This window comes from Bacillus sp. FSL K6-1338 (assembly GCF_038006965.1).
Taxonomy (GTDB): domain Bacteria; phylum Bacillota; class Bacilli; order Bacillales; family Bacillaceae_G; genus Bacillus_A; species Bacillus_A thuringiensis_S.
Genome location: NZ_JBBOWI010000001.1, coordinates 2057209 through 2075990 on the forward strand (window position 1 = coordinate 2057209; position 18782 = coordinate 2075990).

Genomic DNA, 18782 nt, shown 5'->3' on the forward strand with positions numbered 1-18782 from the left:
AGAATGTTAGAAAAACGTATACCAATTCCGGTGGCAGAAGCAGTGGCACGTGTAATGAAATACGCTCATCAAGGTGAAATAGAAAAGGTTTCTCTTATAGAAAGTTACGGAAGAATTCTTGGAGAAGATGTTATTGCAGATCATGATGTCCCTCACTTTGATCGCTCTCCATACGACGGGTTTGCGATTCGAGCAGAAGATACAAAAGAAGCGAGTAGTAGTAACCCCATTCAGTTTGAAGTGATTGGCGAAATTGGAGCAGGTTTTGTTTTTCCAGAAGAAGTGAAACCATTTCAAACTGTCCGTATTATGACAGGTGCCGCAATTCCAGCCGGATGTAATGCAGTTGTTATGTTAGAGCTAACTGAAGGATTTGAAGAAAGTGAAAAGACTTATATGAAATTGAAACGCTCCTTTATTGCTGGGGATAACATTTCTTTTAAAGGTGAAGATGTAAAACAAAATACCATCCTTGTGAAAAAAGGGACTGTTATTAACCCTGGAGTAGTGGCGCTTCTTTCTACGTTTGGTTATAGTACCGTTTACGTTGTAAAACAGCCGGTTATCGGAATTGTAACGACAGGAAGCGAACTGCTTGAAGTACATGAACAATTAAAGCCAGGGAAGATTCGAAATAGTAACTCCTATATGATAGCTGCTCAAGTTGAACGAGCGGGCGGAGTTGTACAGTATTATGGACAATTCGCTGACGATTTTGAGACGTGTTATAACACTGTGAAAAAAGCGATAAAAGAAGTCGATATTTTAATTACAACTGGTGGCGTTTCGGTAGGAGACTATGACTATTTACCTGCTATTTATGAGGAATTACGAGCTAATGTGCTTTTCAACAAAATAGCGATGCGACCAGGAAGTGTGACAACTGTAGCTGAGCTAGAAGGAAAACTATTATTTGGTCTATCTGGTAATCCTTCAGCTTGTTATGTCGGTTGTGAATTATATGTTCGGCCAGTCATTGGAACATATTTGCATAGAAAAGATTCGCACGTATATCGTACAGAGGCAATATTACAGAAAGACTTTCTGAAAGCAAACCCATTTACTCGTTTTGTACGAGGGAAAGTGGAAATTGTAGATGGAACATTGCAAGCTACACCAGTTGGTTTAGACAAATCTAGTGCAATTTCTTCACTTGCAGGGGCGAATGCATGTATCGTCCTGCCGGGAGGAACGAGAGGATTTAAAGCAGGAATAACTGTCTCGGTACTGTTATTAGAATCAAGCGCCGGAAGTGAGTGGCCGTGGGAAGAACCACTTCGATCATACAAATAATAGAAAAATAGATTGCTAACTTATACAAAGATAAGAGGTGCAAGATGGCACATACGTATTATGAAGTAATTGATACACCTATTTCAATTGAAGAAGTTACAAACAAAGTAATTCGTCGTGAATGTGGCGCAGTTGCGACTTTCATTGGTACTGTTAGAGAATTTACGAAAGGCCGTCGTACGCTATATTTAGAGTATGTAGCATATAAGTCAATGGCGGAGAAACAGCTTAAGAGAATTGGCACCGAAGTAGGAGAGATGTGGCCTGGGACAAATGTCGCCATTACACATCGCATTGGTACATTACAAATTTCTGATCTTGCTGTTGTCGTCGCTGTTTCTACACCACACCGGAAAGCTGCCTATGAGGCGAACGAATATATTATGGAGCGTATAAAACAAATTGTTCCAATATGGAAGAAAGAGTTTTGGAAAGATGGTGAGTCATGGATAGGTGATCAGTTAGAGAAGGTAGCGTATGCAAATGGTGAGCCTGGAAAGGAGATGAGAATATGATTGAAGTACTATTATTTGCACATTTACAAGAAGAAGTAAGTAAGTCAGCATTACACATAGGTTGTGAAAATATTACGGTTGCTGAACTAAAGGAAGTCCTTATTACGAAATACAACGTAGCAATTTCAAGTGAGATAATGGTCGCTATAAATGAAGAGTATGCAAATGAGGATGATATCATTCAAACTGGCGATGTCATAGCAATGATTCCGCCAGTAAGTGGTGGTTGATTCTTTTCAGCCTAATCATGTTAGGACGTGATTAGGCTGGAGGGAATGAATATAACTATGCATACATAGGAGGGAACAGGATGAAAGGTCCTAATTTTCAATTAAGTTTACAAACTTCTAATCTAGTTATCGGTTTTATGGTATGGGTTATTTTATCATCATTAATGCCTTATATTAAAGCGGATATTCCATTAACTGCGGGACAAATTTCTATGGTAACAGCAGTACCGGTTATTTTAGGTTCTGTTCTTCGTATTCCAATTGGCTATTGGACAAATCGTTTCGGAGCAAGAAAATTATTCTTTATTAGTTTTATTCTATTATTATTTCCTGTCTTTTATATTAGTGTTGCCAATTCTATGATGGATTTAATTATTGGTGGATTATTTGTAGGAATTGGTGGAGCTGTATTCTCAGTAGGGGTAACTTCTTTACCAAAATACTTTCCGAAAGAGAGCCACGGTTTTGTAAATGGTATTTACGGTGTCGGTAACGCCGGAACAGCAATCACTTCGTTTTTAGCACCTGTTATCGCAACTTCAGTTGGTTGGAGAACGACAGTACAATGTTATTTAGTTTTACTTGCAGCATTTGCACTTATGAACTTTTTATTAGGTGATCGTAAGGAGAAAAAGGTGAATACACCATTAATGGAACAAATAAAAGGTGTATATAAAAATGAAAAACTTTGGTTTTTATGTATCTTTTACTTTTTAACATTCGGATCATTTGTCGCATTTACAGTATACTTACCAAACTTTTTAGTATCTCACTTCGGATTAGAAAAAGTAGATGCAGGTATGCGGACAGCCGGATTCATTGTACTCGCAACAATTATGCGCCCGATTGGTGGTTGGCTCGGTGATAAGTTTAATCCATTTAAAATATTAATCTTCGTATTTATCGGTTTAACACTTTCAGGTATTATTTTATCATTTATGCCTAGTATGAACGTGTATACATTTGGTTGCCTACTAGTCGCATTTTGTGCAGGGATTGGAAATGGTACAATCTTCAAACTCGTTCCAATGTACTTCTCAGAACAAGCCGGTATTGTAAATGGGCTCGTTTCAGCTTTAGGCGGACTAGGAGGATTCTTCCCGCCACTAATTTTAACATTACTATTTCAATTAACAGGTCATTATGCAATTGGATTTATGGCGTTATCAGAAGTCGCACTTGCTTGTTTAATCATTACAGTATGGATGTATAGCCAAGAGAAATTGTTAGTGATGTTAAAGAATCATTAATAAGGAAAAAGAACCATCCCAAAGTATTTTGGGATGGTTCTTTTAGTAATAGGCTTCAACATGTTTTTATTGCTATCTCAACAAACGCTTGTTTTCTATAAGAATGTGCTTTTAAAATGAAAAAAAGAAGGTTGATGGAATTTTATTTTAAAATATAGATGTCAAAAGTTATTTAATTAAAGGGCAGATTAGTTAAGGAAATCTTAAATCTATTCTAAAGATCGAACTCATTTTTAGAATGCAAATATTTAATTGAATCGGGATGTTTAGATGAAAAAAATATAAGTCCACTCAAGATAAACAAGTATCAGGTGTGTTAGGTGACTCAAGCGACAAGTATGGAATTGATGTAAGTATTCTTCGCATAGTAACTGCAGTATCAGATTTTTTTAGGGCAAGATTTTTTGGTAAGGCTAACGGATATTGTGAAAAAAGTACACTTAAACTAAAGAATACAGTTTAGTTCAATAAGATAAAGTTATGAATTTGTATAAATAATCTATAATTTTCTTTATGAGTCATATTTGATATGTTAAAGAAAAGAGAGCGTTTAATCCAACTAAAATATATGTAGAATGAGGTTTTAAATGATTATTTTTATTATATTAGACGTAATATTACCAATATTAATATTGCTGCTAATTGGTGCAATTTTACAAAGGAAGTTCCAATTTAACTTAAAGCAGCTATCTACACTTATTACTTATTGCTTGATGCCAGCGGCTGTATTTATGAATATATATGATATTAGTATAGAGACAGGTTTGTTGCTCCAGATAATATACTATTTAATGCTTTATAGTTTGAGTCTGATCATAGTAAGTCATTTCATTTCAAAAACATTAAAGTTAGAAAAAGGAGAAAGTGCAGCTCTAAAAAATAGTATTTCGTTAATGAATTCCGGTAATTATGGATTACCAGTAAGTCAATTGATTTTCAGTCACAATCCAGTGGGGGTTTCCATTCAAATTTTTATTGTGATTTTCCAGAATCTTTTAACTTATTCATATGGGATATATAACTTACTATCAGCAACAAAAACAATCGGAAGTATTATTCAATCATTTCTAAGACTGCCTGTACTTCATGCGCTTGTATTAGGGGTTCTCTTTCAATCTTTTAAAATTCAAATACCTAATTCTATCTTTCTACCTCTTAATCAGCTTGCGAATAGTTTTGTTGCAATAGCAATCATATTGCTAGGAGCGCAATTATCTAACATTAAGCTTAATTTTTTCCATCGAGTCATAACATGGGCTTTAATTGGAAGGTTACTGATAGGACCATTATTAGCACTTGCCATGATCTATCTACTAAACATTGATGGTATTGTTGCACAATCATTATTTATTGCAAGTTCTTTTCCTACTTCAAGAAATACATCAACCATTGCTATGGAGTATCAAATAGAGCCTGAACTACATGCACAAATCGTTTTATTTTCAACACTTTTCAGCATTGTTACAGTAACTGTCGTTATTTATTTGTCATATATTTTGTTTTGAATATACGTGCAAAAACGAATAGATTTGAGGCGATAAATGATGGACGGAAATCCCATCGATATGAGAAGAAAACAGTCTTAGATATATTGGGTGTCGTTTACAATTGTACCATGTCTGATAATCAAGCAGTTTAATTCAAAAAAAGGAAACGCATTAGGGGTTATTTCGGATGCAAATCTTTAAAGCATCTACATATAGACTTGCGAAAAAAGACACAATTTCGCTTATAATTGACGTTACATGAGCTTAGTTTGATAGCGATGGGGTGGGAGTGTCAAGTAAGAATTTTTTCTTTATTGATTTTATGCGGTTTTTCCGCAAAATTGTAACTAAGGAGGGATTCCAAGTTGAGTAAACAGAATATCAGCACAACAGTTTCAGGAGATATAATTGTTACCCATCTAGTTGGAAATATAAAAACAGATGATGTGTATGAATGGTTTAATGGTTTTGAGCAGGTTTGTCAGCAATTCATTTCTGAAGGGCGGAAATACAAATTGTTGGTGGATAGAAAAGGATACACGCCAAATCATTTTTCTGTTCAAAAAGTATGGAAAGAGAAGTTCTTCAATGAAATCATTTTGAATAACAGTAAGGCAATTGCATTTCTCCTTGAAGAGGGGGAGATAATGGATTATTTACAACAATCTAATACGAAAGAATCTGTGAGATTTTTTGATGATTATGAACAAGCGCTAATTTGGTTGAATGAATATCCAATATAAAACCTGTATTGAAGCAGTTGCTCTCAAGCAACTGCTTTTTTTGTCCGTAATTGTTGCCGCTATTTTTCTTCACAGATTCTTGTCCAATTGTTTGTCTGATCCTAAAAAGCGAAACTAAAGCAAAAGGAACAAACGCCTCTAAAAAACGTTTGTTCAAAGTTAATTACTATTTTAGCTAAGTGATAGATTACATTTTATGAGTACGAGAAAGCTTGTTTATAAGTTTAGGAAATATAGATGTTAGTTCCTGCTTCAAATGCTTCGTAAACGATGGATCTTTACCTGAAGTTGAAATAGTGACAACATATTCATCATGTCGGATGACACCAGGTGTGTGAAACGATGATTTTGTACCATCACTTACGACGTTAACCCACTGGAAATCATGGGCGGCCTGTTTGACCATCATATTTACAGCATGTTGATTTGTAGCTGCATAAATAAGATGAGCATCTTTAATATCATTATTACTAAAAGCTTTTTGCTTCCAAGTAATATAAGGAAGTTCCTTCATTTCCTCGCAAATTTCTGGGCTGATAACGGTGACAAAAGCGCCTGTATCCTTTAATCCGGACGCTTTTCGATATGCGATTTTACCACCACCAACTATAACGACCACTTTTTTATTTAAATTAAACATAAGAGGGTACATGTTATACATATATGCATTCCTCCATTCGTTCTAATAATGTTAACTTCATGTATCTATCAAACTGAAGACAGTTACAAGTTGTAACGTGATCGTATTTTTTTGCATGCAATTTAATTTTTTGAAGTAATAATCCGGTAAAGAGAAGGTACGGCATGACATATACATGGGATGAAGTCGATGTTATGGCCTTGAGCTCAGCAGTAAAAGAGGGAGTTCCTTTCGTTAAAAAGGAGCACGATACTGGCATACTGAGTTTTCGTTCGACGACTGCTCCGATTTGTTGTAATTCATGTAACGGCTGTGGATCACTACTGCCTCTCCCTACGAGTAAAACACTACTACCTTGCATTGGCATAGTTTCACGTATTCTTTTTACTACAAGTTCAACCATATGTGGATGTGTACTAAAAGGTTGTACAACTGAAAATGTTATATGTGGATATTGCTTTTGTATTTTCTCTATCTCAAAAGGAATATCACGTTTATAGTGAGCTGCTGCAAATAATAAAACAGGTACAATCATTATTGCAGTTGCACCCTCTAGTATTGCTTCTGTAACTGCATCCGAAATGGTAGGTGTCGTTAGTTCTAGGAAAGCTATTTTTTGAATCCGTTCGTTACGTTCTTTTATAACAGATTGAATAAAGTGAATGAATTGTTCGTTACCTTTTTGTAAGCGGCTCCCGTGTCCAACATATACAATTCCTTTCATCGTACCACCAAATCTTTCTTCATAATCATGTCTTGTAATTGCTCATCTACATTATGAAAACCGACTTTATTCGCATAGTATAAAGTTGGAACGTCGGTATACGAGAATGGGAGAGTAAGAATATTGATAAAGCCTAGGCGTTTTATTTCTGCTAGAAACGTATCAATAGAAGCACGACCTTCAAATACAATGCTGTCCCATGAGAATTCAGAAAGCATACGGGAATGAATTTCATCGAAGCGATGATCAATTGTGTACTCATGAGTCATCATATAGGAACCAGCACCAATTTTTTCTTGAATAACAGCAATTCGGTTAATGTTTCGTCCTAAATAAATCGTTGAATTCGAAGAAAATTGCGCAGGTTTACTTAACAATCCATATTGCATAAGCTTTTCTTGAATAGAAAGGTTCATATACTGAAGCTCTGCCTGTAAGGAGCGAATATCTTTATGATATTTACTACATGATTGCACTAAGATGTCTACACTCTCAGCGGAACAAAATACAAGACGATCAACGTTAAAAATCTTATTAATTTGTTCAGAGGTTAATGTGTATTCTTTCTTTTGGAAAATTGGAATTTGATATATTTCTGCACCGGACTCTTGTAACATTTGCTTTATTGCGCTTTTTTTATTTGTTGCAGATGCAAGTAAAACTTTCTTGCCGTGCAATGGTTTACGTTCTTTCCAAGCAATTTGATTCCGTAAAGTAACAACATCACCAACAATTGTCATAGAAGGGTTAGAAATATTTTCGTCTTTGACGATAGAAACAATGGTGGACAGTGTCCCTGTGACTACACGTTGTTTACCAGTTGTACCCCATTCAATGACGGCTACTGGTGTATCTTTTTTCTTTCCTGCTTGTAGTAAGTTTTCACAAATTGTAGGTAAGTTTTTTATACCCATGTAGTAGGCGATCGTGTCGCTATTATAGGATGAATTATATTTTCCATGATCGGTTAAAGGGCCTTTTGCATGCCCAGTTAATAAAGTGATGCTATTACTGTAGTTACGGTGGGTGAGGGGGATACCTGCATAGCTACTAGCGGCGATGCTAGATGTAATACCTGGTACGATTTCATATGGAACGTTCGCTGCTGCTAAAGTTTCTGCTTCTTCACCAACGCGGCCAAAAATAGATGGATCTCCGCCCTTTAATCGGACAACGATTTTTCCTTCTTGTGCGAATTGAAGGAGGTGGGCGTTAATCATTTCTTGTCGCATAATATGATTCTTTGGCATTTTGCCGCAATACATAAGTTCACATGTTTCTTTTGTATAACTAAGAAAGAAAGGGTTTAATAAACGGTCATATAAAACGATATCTGCACGCTTTAAACAATCTATCGCTTTCTTTGTAATAAGCCCTTCATCACCTGGTCCTGCACCAACTAAATATACATATCCGTTCATAATCGCACCTCTTCTATTTTTATGTAAAAGGAAGCCAGAGGAGGCTTCCTTTCGTAAATTACATGTTTATATAAATGTCACCATCAATAACTTCTACTTCGTATGTTTGGATACAGCCGTCATCAGGTTTTTGCACTTCACCTGTTAGTAATGAAATTTTCCAATCATGCAGTGGACAAAAGACGAATTCTCCAGATACAATTCCTTCTGCTAACGGTCCGTTTTTATGAGGACAACGATTTTCTACAGCTCGAATATCTCCATTTGAAAGGCGGAATAGGGCGATAGACATACCATTCATTTGCACCTCTTTACCGATTTGAATAGGAAGGTCTTCCGCACGCATAACTTTTATTTTTTCTTTCGTTTGTATCATATAGATCACAGCTCCTTATTTCACAGTTTCTACTTCATACATCGCTTTTAATGATTTCGTTTCTAGTGCTTGTCCCCATGCTTCTTTATATGTGCCACGAGCTTTTTGGAAACGTTCATTTAACTTAGTGACCATATTTGCATCTTGCAGTATTTCTTTTATGTGATCGAAGCCTAAACGTTCTGTCCAGTAGGCAGTACGCTCTCCATAAATACCAGTTTCACGATAATATTGCATATAAGCTGTAGCGATGCGAAGGACATCATCTTCAGTAGGGACAATCATTACAAAATCAGCTTCGCGTACTTCCGTACCACCATTTCCGCCAATATAAAGTTGGTATCCATTTTCGACACAAACAACGCCAAAATCTTTCGTCAGTACTTCCGCACAGTTACGCGGACAGCCCGTTACACCCATCTTCATTTTATGAGGTGTATCTACCATTTCTAATGATTGTTCAAGCAACATACCAAGTCCTAATGAATCTTTTGTACCGAAACGGCAGAAGCGAGAACCAACACATGATTTTACATTACGAAGCGATTTTGAATATGCATATCCCGAAGTCATATGTAAGTCAGCCCATACGTTAGGTAAATCTTGCTTCTTAACACCATATAAGCCGATTCGGCTTGCACCTGTAATTTTCACAAGAGGAACATCGTACTTTTTCGCAACTTCAGCAATTTTCATTAAATCATCAGCTGTTGTAACGCCTCCGTACATGCGTGGAATAACAGAGAATGTACCATCGTGCTGGATGTTACCATTCATTCTTTCATTAACGAAACGGGACAATTTATCATCTTCATATTCTTCTGGAATCGCCATACGTAAATAGTAGTTTAAAGCAGGACGACATTTTGAACAGCCTTCTTCATGTATAAAACCAAGAACATTTCGTACTTCTTTTGGAGATTTTAAGCCTTTCTCGTGAATGGCCGCTACGACTTCATCACGGGATAAAGTTGTACATCCACACATACCGGCAGATTGCGCTGAGGCATCAAAAGCATCTCCAAGTGTATGAGATAAAACTTGTTCCACAAGCGGACGGCATTTACCACAAGAACCTGCGGCTTTCGTACAGCCCTTAACTTCTTCAAAAGTCGTTAACTCTTGTTCTAAAATGGCGTGAACGATTGTACCTTTCGTAACACCATTACATCCGCAAATCGTGTCATCCGCACTCATTGTAGCAACGTCAAGTGCACTTTCTTCACCAGCTTTGTGGAGAAGGGAAGCGGCTGTATATTCTTGTATATCCTCTTCTTTCTTTAACATGCTAAAGAGGCGTGTACCGTCAGCTGTGTCACCATATAAAACGATACCGACGACTTTATTGTCACGAATTAATACTTTTTTATAGGAACGTTTACATTCATCAAAGATGGATATTGCTTTCGTTTGGTCATCTTCATAAATTTGGCCAGCAGAGAATAAATCACAACCTGCAACTTTTAATTGTGTACCGACGATACTGCCCGTATATCCATCAGTTTGTAAATTCGTTATATGTTTTGCTAATATCGCACCTTGTTCATAAAGAGGAGCAACAAGTCCATATGCGATACCGTCATGTTCTGCACATTCTCCAACTGCATAAATGGATTCATCATTTGTTAGCATATAGTCATTGACTACAATACCGCGATTTACAATTAAACCAGCATCTTTTGCTATTTGCGTATTTGGGCGTATTCCGACAGCCATTACGATTAAATCACAATCTACAACTTCACCATCTTCAAATTGAATGCCCTCAACATGGTCTGTACCAAGAATTTTTACAGTTTTCTTTTCCATTAGAAATTGCATGCCTTGCGCTTCTAAATCTTCGCGTAATAGAGAAGCTGCTTTGGCATCTAGTTGTTGCTCCATTAAGCTTGGCATTAAATGAACGACATATACGTCCATTCCTAAATCAATAAGACCTCTTGCAGCTTCTAAGCCAAGTAATCCACCACCAATGACAACAGCCTTTTTCTTTTCATTAGCGGTATCAATCATAAATTGTGTATCTTCAATAGTTCGAAATCCTGTTACGCCAGGAAGAGTAGAACCTTCAACGGGCAAAATAAAAGCACTAGAACCTGTTGCGATAATTAGTTTGTCATATGTAAGAGTACGATTTTTTTCTGTGATAATTATTTTTTCTTCTCGGTTAATACTTTGAACCCTTTCATCTGTATACAAAGTTATTTCATTTTCCTCATACCAACTATATTCATTCATAATGATATCTTGCATATTTGTTTTGCCTTGTAAAACATGAGAGAGCATAATGCGATTGTAGTTTGGATGTGGTTCATCTCCAAAAATAGTAATCTCATATGAATCACTATCATGTTTTAATATTTCTTCCATACAACGTATGCCAGCCATACCATTTCCGATCATAACTAAACGTTTTTTCATTTTCGTTTCCCCTTTTTATGTGAAGTATTGAACAAAGGATTATATTTCTATTATAAAAAATTTAAAAAGAGGGAGATGTGATATTTATCACATTTTTACAATGATTCACAAATTGTTAAAATTCGGACTTATTCGAGAGGGATGTGTATATTCTTTACCAAATGAAAAAACAGGACATAAGTATTTACACTCATGTCCTGCACTTAATTTACACTCTCGTAATTGCACGTGGAAATAAAATGTTATTTTCTAAATGAATATGCTCAAATAAATCAGACTCTAGTGCTTCAAGGTGTTGGTAAACAAGTCGATAAGTGCCGCAAGCTCCTTCTGGAGGAGTAAAGTCATTTGTAACTTTACGAAGCTCTTTAATAATGTTGCCTGCGTGGTTATGTTCATTTTCCAACTCATCTACTACTTTACGTAACTTCACATAGTTTTCTTCAGTTGGATTTTGTTCAAATTCTAAAATTAATGGAAAATCTTCTGTTTCTTCTTTAATTAAATGTTGTTCTAGTTCCATCTTTAGTTCATGAAATAGCTTATGAATTTGAGCTAAATGAGGCTGACTTGCCCCATGAACACGTAATACTTTTGTCACATACGGACTTAATTGTGGCAACTCTTCATTTAAATAGCGATGATGCTTATTTATAACATAATCAATCAATTCGCGATAAGAAGCATTTTTCCAATCAATTTCAGATTCATTTAATCGTTTCATATTATTATAAAGCGTATTTAACTCTGTAAGCACTTCAGTAGCTGATAAATTTCTTTCATGAATTGCATCAATAAGCGGTTTATTGCCACCACAACAAAAATCTATTCTATATGATTTAAAAAGATCACTAGCTTTCGGGAATTGTGTAACGATCTCACCGACAATAGAAGTTTCAGTAAATGTATGTTTCATATGAACGCCTCCATAAAGTTTGAATGTAATTACTAAATTAAGAATAGCGATAAATGAAAATCAATGTGGTGATTGAAATCACTTATTATGTGTCATTTTTGAGAATAATAGTATGAAATTTATTTAAGAACACATCTAAATAAGAGAAAGGGATATTAAATGTAAGGCATTACAGTAAAAAAAGAAGCTTTTACTAAGCTTCTTTTTTATTACTATTATTCGCATGCAACTCCATCGCCGTCTCTATCTAGTTTACGACTATATCCTGGTTGATCTTTATATAGAGGAGCTTTCCCCGCAGCTCTAACTGCATCACAATTTTTGTAATATGCACTACTAGTATTTCCTGAGGTAGGTTGTGTTTGAGTTTGCTGTGCTTTTTGCTCTTCTTGTTGCTTACGAGCTTGTTCATCAGCCTGACGTTTTTGCTCTTCTTGTTGCTTACGAGCTTGTTCATCAGCCTGACGTTTTTGTTCTTCTTGTTGTTTACGAGCCTGTTCATCAGCTAGACGTTCTTCATCCTCTTGCTTACGAGCTTGTTCCTCGGCTAGACGTTTTTCATCTTCTTGCTTACGAGCTTGTTCCTCGGCTAGACGTTTTTCATCTTCTTGCTTACGAGCTTGTTCCTCGGCTTGACGCTTCTCATCTTCTTGCTTTTGAGTTTTTTCGTCAGCCTCTTTCTTTTCTAGTTCTTTTTTCTTTTCGCTATCTTTTTGTTCTTCATTGTTAGAGGCAACTTTTGTACTAGTTGCTGTCGTTTTTTCAGAAGAAGGAGCTGAAATACCTAATAGCGCAACAAAAATGACAAATAATACGGCTGTAATAATAAATTGTTTTTTTGCTACACCTGTTTTCTTAATAACAGATAATATTGCAAGTACAAGGAAGAATATAAATAGAATGAAACTTAAAATAGCAAAAAATTCGATGACTGGGTGTTCAGATTTTGTTGTACCAGTCACTATTAATATAATTGAAATCATAAAAAGAATAACGGTAGGACGTCCATATTGTTTTGCTTTTCCATTTTTTTTAAAGAATGAAATGATACATAAGATTAAAAGAATAAAAGCAATAAAAAATAAAGCTGCACCAATATTACTCAAAATCGCCATTTTCATACCTCTATTTGTAAGATTTTTCTTATTGATTATATAGGAACTTATTGGATATTACACGTTTTATATAAATTTAGAAAATTAATATTTTTACTAGACTTATAAACATTTATTTGTATATAAGGGAAAATAGATATATTTACTATTACTTTTTGAAAGAGATTTCATAAATTATAGTATATCGATTGAAAGGAGGAGATTTGAATGGAATTTCAATTGTTGGTAACTTGTATATTACAAGAAGGTAATGCTTACTTTTTAGTAACGAAGGTAGACGATGTTATTACGTTAAAAGTACCGATTACTGCGGGAGTAGCAGGTTTATTTTTAGCTTTAGGTGTACCAAGATGTTCTTAATTTAAATATCTATAATAGAAGAGGAAGGGACATGCCTTTCTCTTCTATTATTACATAATATAATTATGTAAACTTTAATATCATATTTGTGATAGCACGTTTGAAATGGACATGCATATACTATAATGTTTCATTGGATGTTAGGGGTGGAAGGTAGTTTTAATAAGTGCATCCAGTGATGTTTTTAAGCTATGAAAATAAAAGAGGTGCTATTATATATGAAAAGAAAAACATTTGATATTCCAGTTACATTGCGAAGAGAGTGGTTTTTAATAGAGTTAGCTCATTTAACGAAAAAATATGGAATTGAAATTGCAACTAGCAAAATGGGTGCTGCACCGTTTTTAAGAGATCAAGTTACAGAATCAAAGATAGGGAAAGGGTTACAATACGATAAATATGATGATGAGTATATAATTGAAAATTAAAGGGTAACAACAAAATTAAATTAGTTTATAACAAAATATAAAATAAAGCAGATTCTAAATATAGAATCTGCTTTATTATGAAATACTTCTAGTCAACTAACCTCTTTCTAGTGTTTTTCCTACATATTTCTCTTGCGTTATTCCAAAAGATTCACGAAGAATGCGAGCATAATCTTTAGATTCTATTGGTCGTTTATTTTTGGTGCCTTTAAAGGTTTCTGTGTAATTTTTATTTGTTAACGATATGTGACCATAAGTAGTTAATTTACAAGTGATAGCTCCTTTATTAAAAGGAGATTCTTTATGCTCTACAATCACTTTTTGAATGTTATTCACTTTTTTCTCATCTATTGGATCTAAAGTGAAAGCATAACCTATTTTCCATTCATTTGAAGGTTCAGATTGTAAGAAACTTGTAGATTCTCCGTTAGCTCCTTTTCTCATTTCTAAAATATGCGTACCTTTTCGAGTATTTCGTTTACGAATTCGATATTCTCCTGTTTGAGAGGAGATGGCTTCTCCTTTAAAAGGGACTGGATGTAAAGGGAGATGAGATGCAAAACCTGCATCCACAACATAATCTTTATTCTCATGACTTAATATGATAATGACATGACCATCATCGGGCTTCCATTTATTATCGTAAAGATCATAAACAGTACCGGCTACTTTGTATACTTGAAACCCACAATCAATTAAAAAATAATACAATAAGGAGTTTAATTCATAACAAAGTCCACCTCGTTTTTGAATAAGTAACTTTTCTATTAAGTTATCTTTTGAGATATTTTTAATAGTACCAGCCATAATATCAAGATTTTCATAGGGGAGAATCATTCCCATTTTTAATAAGATTTCATCTAAATCATCAAATGTTATTTCTTTTGCAGGAATTTTTAAGCGTTCAAAAAACTCCTTTTGTAAATTGGTCATCATAAAGTATTCTCCTTTCTTTTTACAGAATTTTCTTCTGCTCACCGATAGGTTAGTACTTCTACAAGGTTAATTCAAGTGCGCAGAAATTATCATAATATATGTTTCTGGAAATATGATTGTTTATTCGGAAATTTCAGTTTGATTTTTAATTGTAGGAAAGCCTTACAATATATGGTCCTTTAAAATTATTTTGTATTTAATGAAAAGAAAGTACATATCTTTATTATGTTTTTAAATAACTAACTAGTAATAAAATGTTTTTTTACTAAAATTTTTTCAAGATTTGTATGCTTTATATAAACAATAATGATTTAAAAAATATCTGGATGTAGCGAAGTTAACAATTATTGAGAAACTTTTTTGTCGTATTCTATCAAAAGGAAGAGGTAGAAACAAAGAGAATAACGAGAGTTAAGGAAGAGGGTACACAACTAGTAACCTTCTAAAAATAGGGCTAACATCTTTTTAAAATCAAAGATTAGCTATTATTAAGGAAGGGAAAATATAAAATATTATAAAGAACACCTTCTTTCAAAAAAATAGGGGGAGTAATATGAGACTGATGAGAAGATGTGTGGCCTTACTAATTGTATTTTTTATCATGGCTCCAACGATTAGCACAAATGTACAGGCAGAAGTTGTAAAAGAGCTTGGAAAGGGGTTTCCTGACACAGAAGTATTTACACCTGGGGAATGGTTTTTAGGCCAAAAACCTGCTAATTATGATGAGAATAAACCACCAATTCTCTTTGTACAAGGAAGAAATGGTAATGCGGATAGTTGGTATGGAAAGACAGTATATCATGATATAAATGATATGTATGATTATGCTTTGAAAGCAGGCTATCAAACAGTGTTTATACAATTATATGATGCTGCGGGGAAAGGTTCGGCTAGTCAGTGGGATAACGGAAAACTGTTAGCACAAAAACTTGAAGAAATATATAATCATTTCGGTAAAAAAGTTAATATTGTAGCGCATAGTAAAGGTGGTATTGATACACAAGCCGCATTAGTTGAATATGATGCGAATCGATTTGTTGGAAATGTTATTACACTTGCTACACCGCATCACGGCTCAAATTTAGCAGATTTGTCATATAGTTGGTGGGCAGGGTGGCTAGCTTCTATATTAGGTCAAAAAGATGATGGTACGTACTCGTTACAAATAGGTGAAATGGCAAAGTTTCGTTCAACAATAGATAATAACCCAGCAGCTAAATTAAACCGTTACTATACGGCTACTGGGACTAGCTGGGGGCCAACATTTTCTGCATTATCTATGGGCGGGTTATATTTATCATCGTACGGTTCAAATGATGGACTAGTAAATGAATGGAGTGCGAAGCTATCGTACGGTACACATTTATTTACAGATTCCAGATTTGATCATGACAATATAAGAAAAGGATCAGCTGTTTTTACACGAATCGAACCATATTTACGTACGACAAATGTGGAATTACCAGCTTTAGTAGCATCCAGCACTAGTTCAAATGAAAATCTAGAACAATTAAATACAACTTCAAATCAAAATATTTTAGGAGGCGAATTACCACAAAATCAGTGGATAGAGCAAACCGTTACAGTTGATAAAAAAGCGGAAGGAATCGTTTCTGTACTAACTGCTTCTTCTGATGTAGAAGTACAAATGGTATCTCCAAAAGGAAAAATATATGCAAATAAAGATAGCGCTATAACTACTGGTGAAGGCGAATCTTTCTTTAATGGGGCGACAATTAGAACATTTAAGTTTGATAAATTGGAAGTAGGCGAATGGAAAATCAAAATGATGGCGAAGCAGTCGAAAGATGCATATTTAGTTGTAAGCGATTACAAGAATGACGCACCATTTGTTCTTCAAATACCTACAAAAGTTAAAGTAAATAAACCTGAGTATAAACTGAAAAAATCACCAATGGCACCTGAAATGAAAGGGGATCTTTCCATAACAGTAAGAGTCGTTAATAAAGAAGGTAAGTTAGTCTCTGAATTTAATGAATTACAAAATGTTAATACGAATACATTTACAGGTGCTTTGAAAGATATAAAACAACCGGGAGTATATAACGTTACGATGGATATAAAAGGGATGAATAAAGAAGGAAAACCATATAATCGTACGATTGTTAAGTCGGTTTATGTAGAGAAATAAGGAAGAATAAATAAGCATAATATAAAAGTGCAGAAATCTTGTGTTAGAAAGAATTCTGCACTTTTTTTGCGTGATGAGAGATAATAAAAGTCGAAGAAAACTGTTATTCAATAAAAAAAGATGCTGAAATAGCATCTGAATGTGAAGAAATAATATTAACTTAGTTTTGTAACTGTTAATTCAACTGAATTTATACCATTGTCACAAGTTACAATACTTTGACGATTAAAGCCACTATTATTTCTAAGTTGAAGAGTTGAATTAGCTGGCACTGTAACAATCGTTTCGCCAACGAGTTGAAGACATTCGTTATTTGATGAAGTATTCATTTGAATAGCGAAGTCACCTTGACTATTAGCAAGTGGATTGTTATTTAAAAATATAGTTATGACTGGGATATGTGGAAATACAGGATTTAAAGTAGTATTAATACTGGAAATGAACGAAACTCTATAATCACCAGCTTGTCTAAATTGTATAGTAGTAGGGTTTAGTAAGGAAACGCCTCCTGCTAAAGGTCCAACGTGATTAAATGGAAAAGGGTTGCCAAAAGGAACAGTTATAAATTCAGTTTGCCAAAAAGTTCCGTATGCAGGACAGCTTCGTTTATGTGAATAGTCACATGAACATTTTTTATTTGAACTGGAAGAAGATTTGCATGAGCATTTTTTATACGAGTTTGAAGAATGATAGTATGAACCCAATATATTACCTCCTATTCTTAATAAATGTAAAACACATAATAGTTTATGAAAATGAATCACAATTGGCGTGTATGCTTGTACTATAAAAGGAGATAGATTTGGAATATAAAGTGGTCAAATGATGAAATGTAGTATTGGGGTATTACCTTTAACACTTTTTGAAGATGATAAGGTTCAGAATTTGATAGAAAAATGAATGGGATTTCTAAATGGATTGAAGTAACGAGGAAACGTTTATCCCGCTATTTTCCGAGCAGTAAGACTCCCACCTCAAAATTCAGCGAAAGCAAAGAAGTTAGGTGGGGATGAACAAAACCCCCCCACTGAGTAAAGTTTCACTTTACTATATTAATTTCGTATGACAAAACAGCAATATTATCTTTTGCTGTATGGATGTTATCGTTTGGTGAAGCTATGATATTTAATCGTATGTATATTAGATTATTTATTTTTTGTTTTTATTTGTGTAGCTGGGCAGGAAGAAGTCAGAAAAAATAGAATAAATGTACATATGAAGCATCGTTTGTTTTTGGTGTGAATAGTAATTAAAGATACGCTAAAATATTTAAAATTGTAACGAAAGAGAGATTAAATAATAGAAGGAGCAACTTACATGGAAAATATATTAAAGGTATCTTCAAAATCAAGCCCAAATTCAGTCGCAGGTGCAATAGCAGGTGTACTAAGAACAAGTGGTAATGTGGAAATTCAAGCGATTGGGGCTGGAGCTATAAATCAAGCGATTAAAGCAATTGCGATTGCAAGAGGGTTCGTCGCTCCAAGTGGTATTGACTTAGCTTTTGTTCCAGCGTTTCAAGAGATTTCTATTAATAATGAAGAGAGAACAGCGATTAAATTAATTGTAGGCCCTAGAAAGAAAAGGTCTTAGTAGAAGAGAGTGTTACTATAAGGGGAAAAGACTAATAGACTTCCCAGGTTAGATACGTTATTTTATGTAACCGATCCTTGGGTGTGGACACGGCATTATACCGGACGCATGTCTGTTAATTTCTCCTTAAATTTAGCAGGTGTTCTAAATACTTAAAAATGCCAAATCCTTTGTGATAT

The 18782-nt window shown here is 34.6% G+C and carries 19 protein-coding genes; 10 read left to right on the forward strand and 9 right to left on the reverse strand.

What is annotated here, in order from left to right:
- Nucleotides 1-3 precede the first annotated feature (3 nt).
- From NZ044_RS10720 to NZ044_RS10745, 6 genes are all read left to right on the forward strand, one after another.
- A complete protein-coding gene (locus tag NZ044_RS10720; RefSeq protein WP_000890797.1) occupies nt 4-1293 on the forward strand; it encodes a molybdopterin molybdotransferase MoeA in 1290 nt (429 codons plus the stop codon).
- A gap of 44 nt (nt 1294-1337) precedes the next feature.
- Nucleotides 1338-1808 (forward strand): molybdenum cofactor biosynthesis protein MoaE, encoded by a 471-nt coding sequence (locus NZ044_RS10725; protein ID WP_000951544.1) that lies wholly within the window; start codon nt 1338-1340, stop codon nt 1806-1808.
- Nucleotides 1805-2038 carry a molybdopterin converting factor subunit 1 gene (gene moaD, locus NZ044_RS10730; protein WP_000573687.1) on the forward strand — a complete coding sequence of 78 codons (234 nt, stop codon included), beginning with the start codon at nt 1805-1807 and terminating at the stop codon, nt 2036-2038. Before NZ044_RS10725 ends, moaD begins: the two co-directional genes overlap by 4 nt.
- A gap of 80 nt (nt 2039-2118) precedes the next feature.
- On the forward strand, nt 2119-3288 hold the full coding sequence (gene narK, locus NZ044_RS10735; protein ID WP_000678170.1) for a nitrate transporter NarK: 1170 nt from the start codon (nt 2119-2121) through the stop codon (nt 3286-3288).
- Nucleotides 3289-3875: 587 nt separating this feature from the next.
- Entirely contained in the window at nt 3876-4793 is a 918-nt protein-coding gene (locus NZ044_RS10740; RefSeq protein WP_000583193.1) for an AEC family transporter, read from the forward strand.
- A 347-nt stretch (nt 4794-5140) separates the two neighbouring features.
- Nucleotides 5141-5518 (forward strand): hypothetical protein, encoded by a 378-nt coding sequence (locus NZ044_RS10745; RefSeq protein ID WP_000043368.1) that lies wholly within the window; start codon nt 5141-5143, stop codon nt 5516-5518.
- Between the two features lie 187 nt (nt 5519-5705).
- On the opposite strand, the gene NZ044_RS10750 is transcribed toward NZ044_RS10745, so the two are convergent.
- From NZ044_RS10750 to NZ044_RS10780, 7 genes are all read right to left on the reverse strand, one after another.
- Nucleotides 5706-6179: a precorrin-2 dehydrogenase gene (locus NZ044_RS10750; protein WP_000282583.1), complete on the reverse strand. Its 474-nt coding sequence runs from the start codon at nt 6177-6179 to the stop codon at nt 5706-5708.
- Nucleotides 6172-6882 (reverse strand): sirohydrochlorin chelatase, encoded by a 711-nt coding sequence (locus NZ044_RS10755; protein ID WP_000676489.1) that lies wholly within the window; start codon nt 6880-6882, stop codon nt 6172-6174. Before NZ044_RS10755 ends, NZ044_RS10750 begins: the two co-directional genes overlap by 8 nt.
- Complete coding sequence (locus tag NZ044_RS10760; RefSeq protein WP_081143542.1) at nt 6879-8303, reverse strand: uroporphyrin-III C-methyltransferase; 1425 nt, start codon at nt 8301-8303, stop codon at nt 6879-6881. Before NZ044_RS10760 ends, NZ044_RS10755 begins: the two co-directional genes overlap by 4 nt.
- A 58-nt stretch (nt 8304-8361) precedes the next feature.
- Nucleotides 8362-8679, reverse strand: coding sequence for a nitrite reductase small subunit NirD (gene nirD, locus NZ044_RS10765; protein ID WP_000616697.1), 318 nt, complete (start codon nt 8677-8679; stop codon nt 8362-8364).
- Nucleotides 8680-8694: 15 nt separating this feature from the next.
- Nucleotides 8695-11100, reverse strand: a complete 2406-nt coding sequence (gene nirB, locus NZ044_RS10770; RefSeq protein WP_098505720.1) for an NADPH-nitrite reductase large subunit — start codon at nt 11098-11100, stop codon at nt 8695-8697.
- 208 nt (nt 11101-11308) lie between these two features.
- Nucleotides 11309-12016 carry an iron-sulfur cluster repair di-iron protein gene (ric, locus tag NZ044_RS10775; RefSeq protein ID WP_098505721.1) on the reverse strand — a complete coding sequence of 236 codons (708 nt, stop codon included), beginning with the start codon at nt 12014-12016 and terminating at the stop codon, nt 11309-11311.
- A gap of 215 nt (nt 12017-12231) precedes the next feature.
- The gene (locus tag NZ044_RS10780; protein ID WP_153599302.1) at nt 12232-13131 is read right to left on the reverse strand and encodes an excalibur calcium-binding domain-containing protein; all 900 of its coding nucleotides are present in this window, start codon (nt 13129-13131) and stop codon (nt 12232-12234) included.
- A 207-nt stretch (nt 13132-13338) separates the two neighbouring features.
- On the opposite strand from NZ044_RS10780, the gene exsG reads away from it, so the two are divergent.
- Together exsG and NZ044_RS10790 are read left to right on the forward strand one after the other, a co-directional pair.
- Nucleotides 13339-13491, forward strand: a complete 153-nt coding sequence (gene exsG, locus NZ044_RS10785; RefSeq protein ID WP_000395679.1) for an exosporium protein ExsG — start codon at nt 13339-13341, stop codon at nt 13489-13491.
- A gap of 218 nt (nt 13492-13709) precedes the next feature.
- On the forward strand, nt 13710-13919 hold the full coding sequence (locus tag NZ044_RS10790; RefSeq protein ID WP_000824195.1) for a hypothetical protein: 210 nt from the start codon (nt 13710-13712) through the stop codon (nt 13917-13919).
- A gap of 96 nt (nt 13920-14015) precedes the next feature.
- On the opposite strand, the gene NZ044_RS10795 is transcribed toward NZ044_RS10790, so the two are convergent.
- Nucleotides 14016-14855, reverse strand: a complete 840-nt coding sequence (locus NZ044_RS10795) for an arylamine N-acetyltransferase family protein (RefSeq protein ID WP_000988895.1) — start codon at nt 14853-14855, stop codon at nt 14016-14018.
- Between the two features lie 553 nt (nt 14856-15408).
- Between NZ044_RS10795 and NZ044_RS10800 the strand changes: the two genes are divergently transcribed.
- Nucleotides 15409-17010 (forward strand): esterase/lipase family protein, encoded by a 1602-nt coding sequence (locus NZ044_RS10800; RefSeq protein WP_001238698.1) that lies wholly within the window; start codon nt 15409-15411, stop codon nt 17008-17010.
- A 155-nt stretch (nt 17011-17165) separates the two neighbouring features.
- Here the strand turns inward: NZ044_RS10800 and NZ044_RS10805 are convergent, their stop codons facing one another.
- Nucleotides 17166-17714, reverse strand: a complete 549-nt coding sequence (locus NZ044_RS10805; RefSeq protein WP_017763083.1) for a hypothetical protein — start codon at nt 17712-17714, stop codon at nt 17166-17168.
- A gap of 613 nt (nt 17715-18327) precedes the next feature.
- Between NZ044_RS10805 and NZ044_RS10810 the strand changes: the two genes are divergently transcribed.
- Nucleotides 18328-18603 carry a stage V sporulation protein S gene (locus NZ044_RS10810; protein WP_000427801.1) on the forward strand — a complete coding sequence of 92 codons (276 nt, stop codon included), beginning with the start codon at nt 18328-18330 and terminating at the stop codon, nt 18601-18603.
- Nucleotides 18604-18782 lie beyond the last annotated feature (179 nt).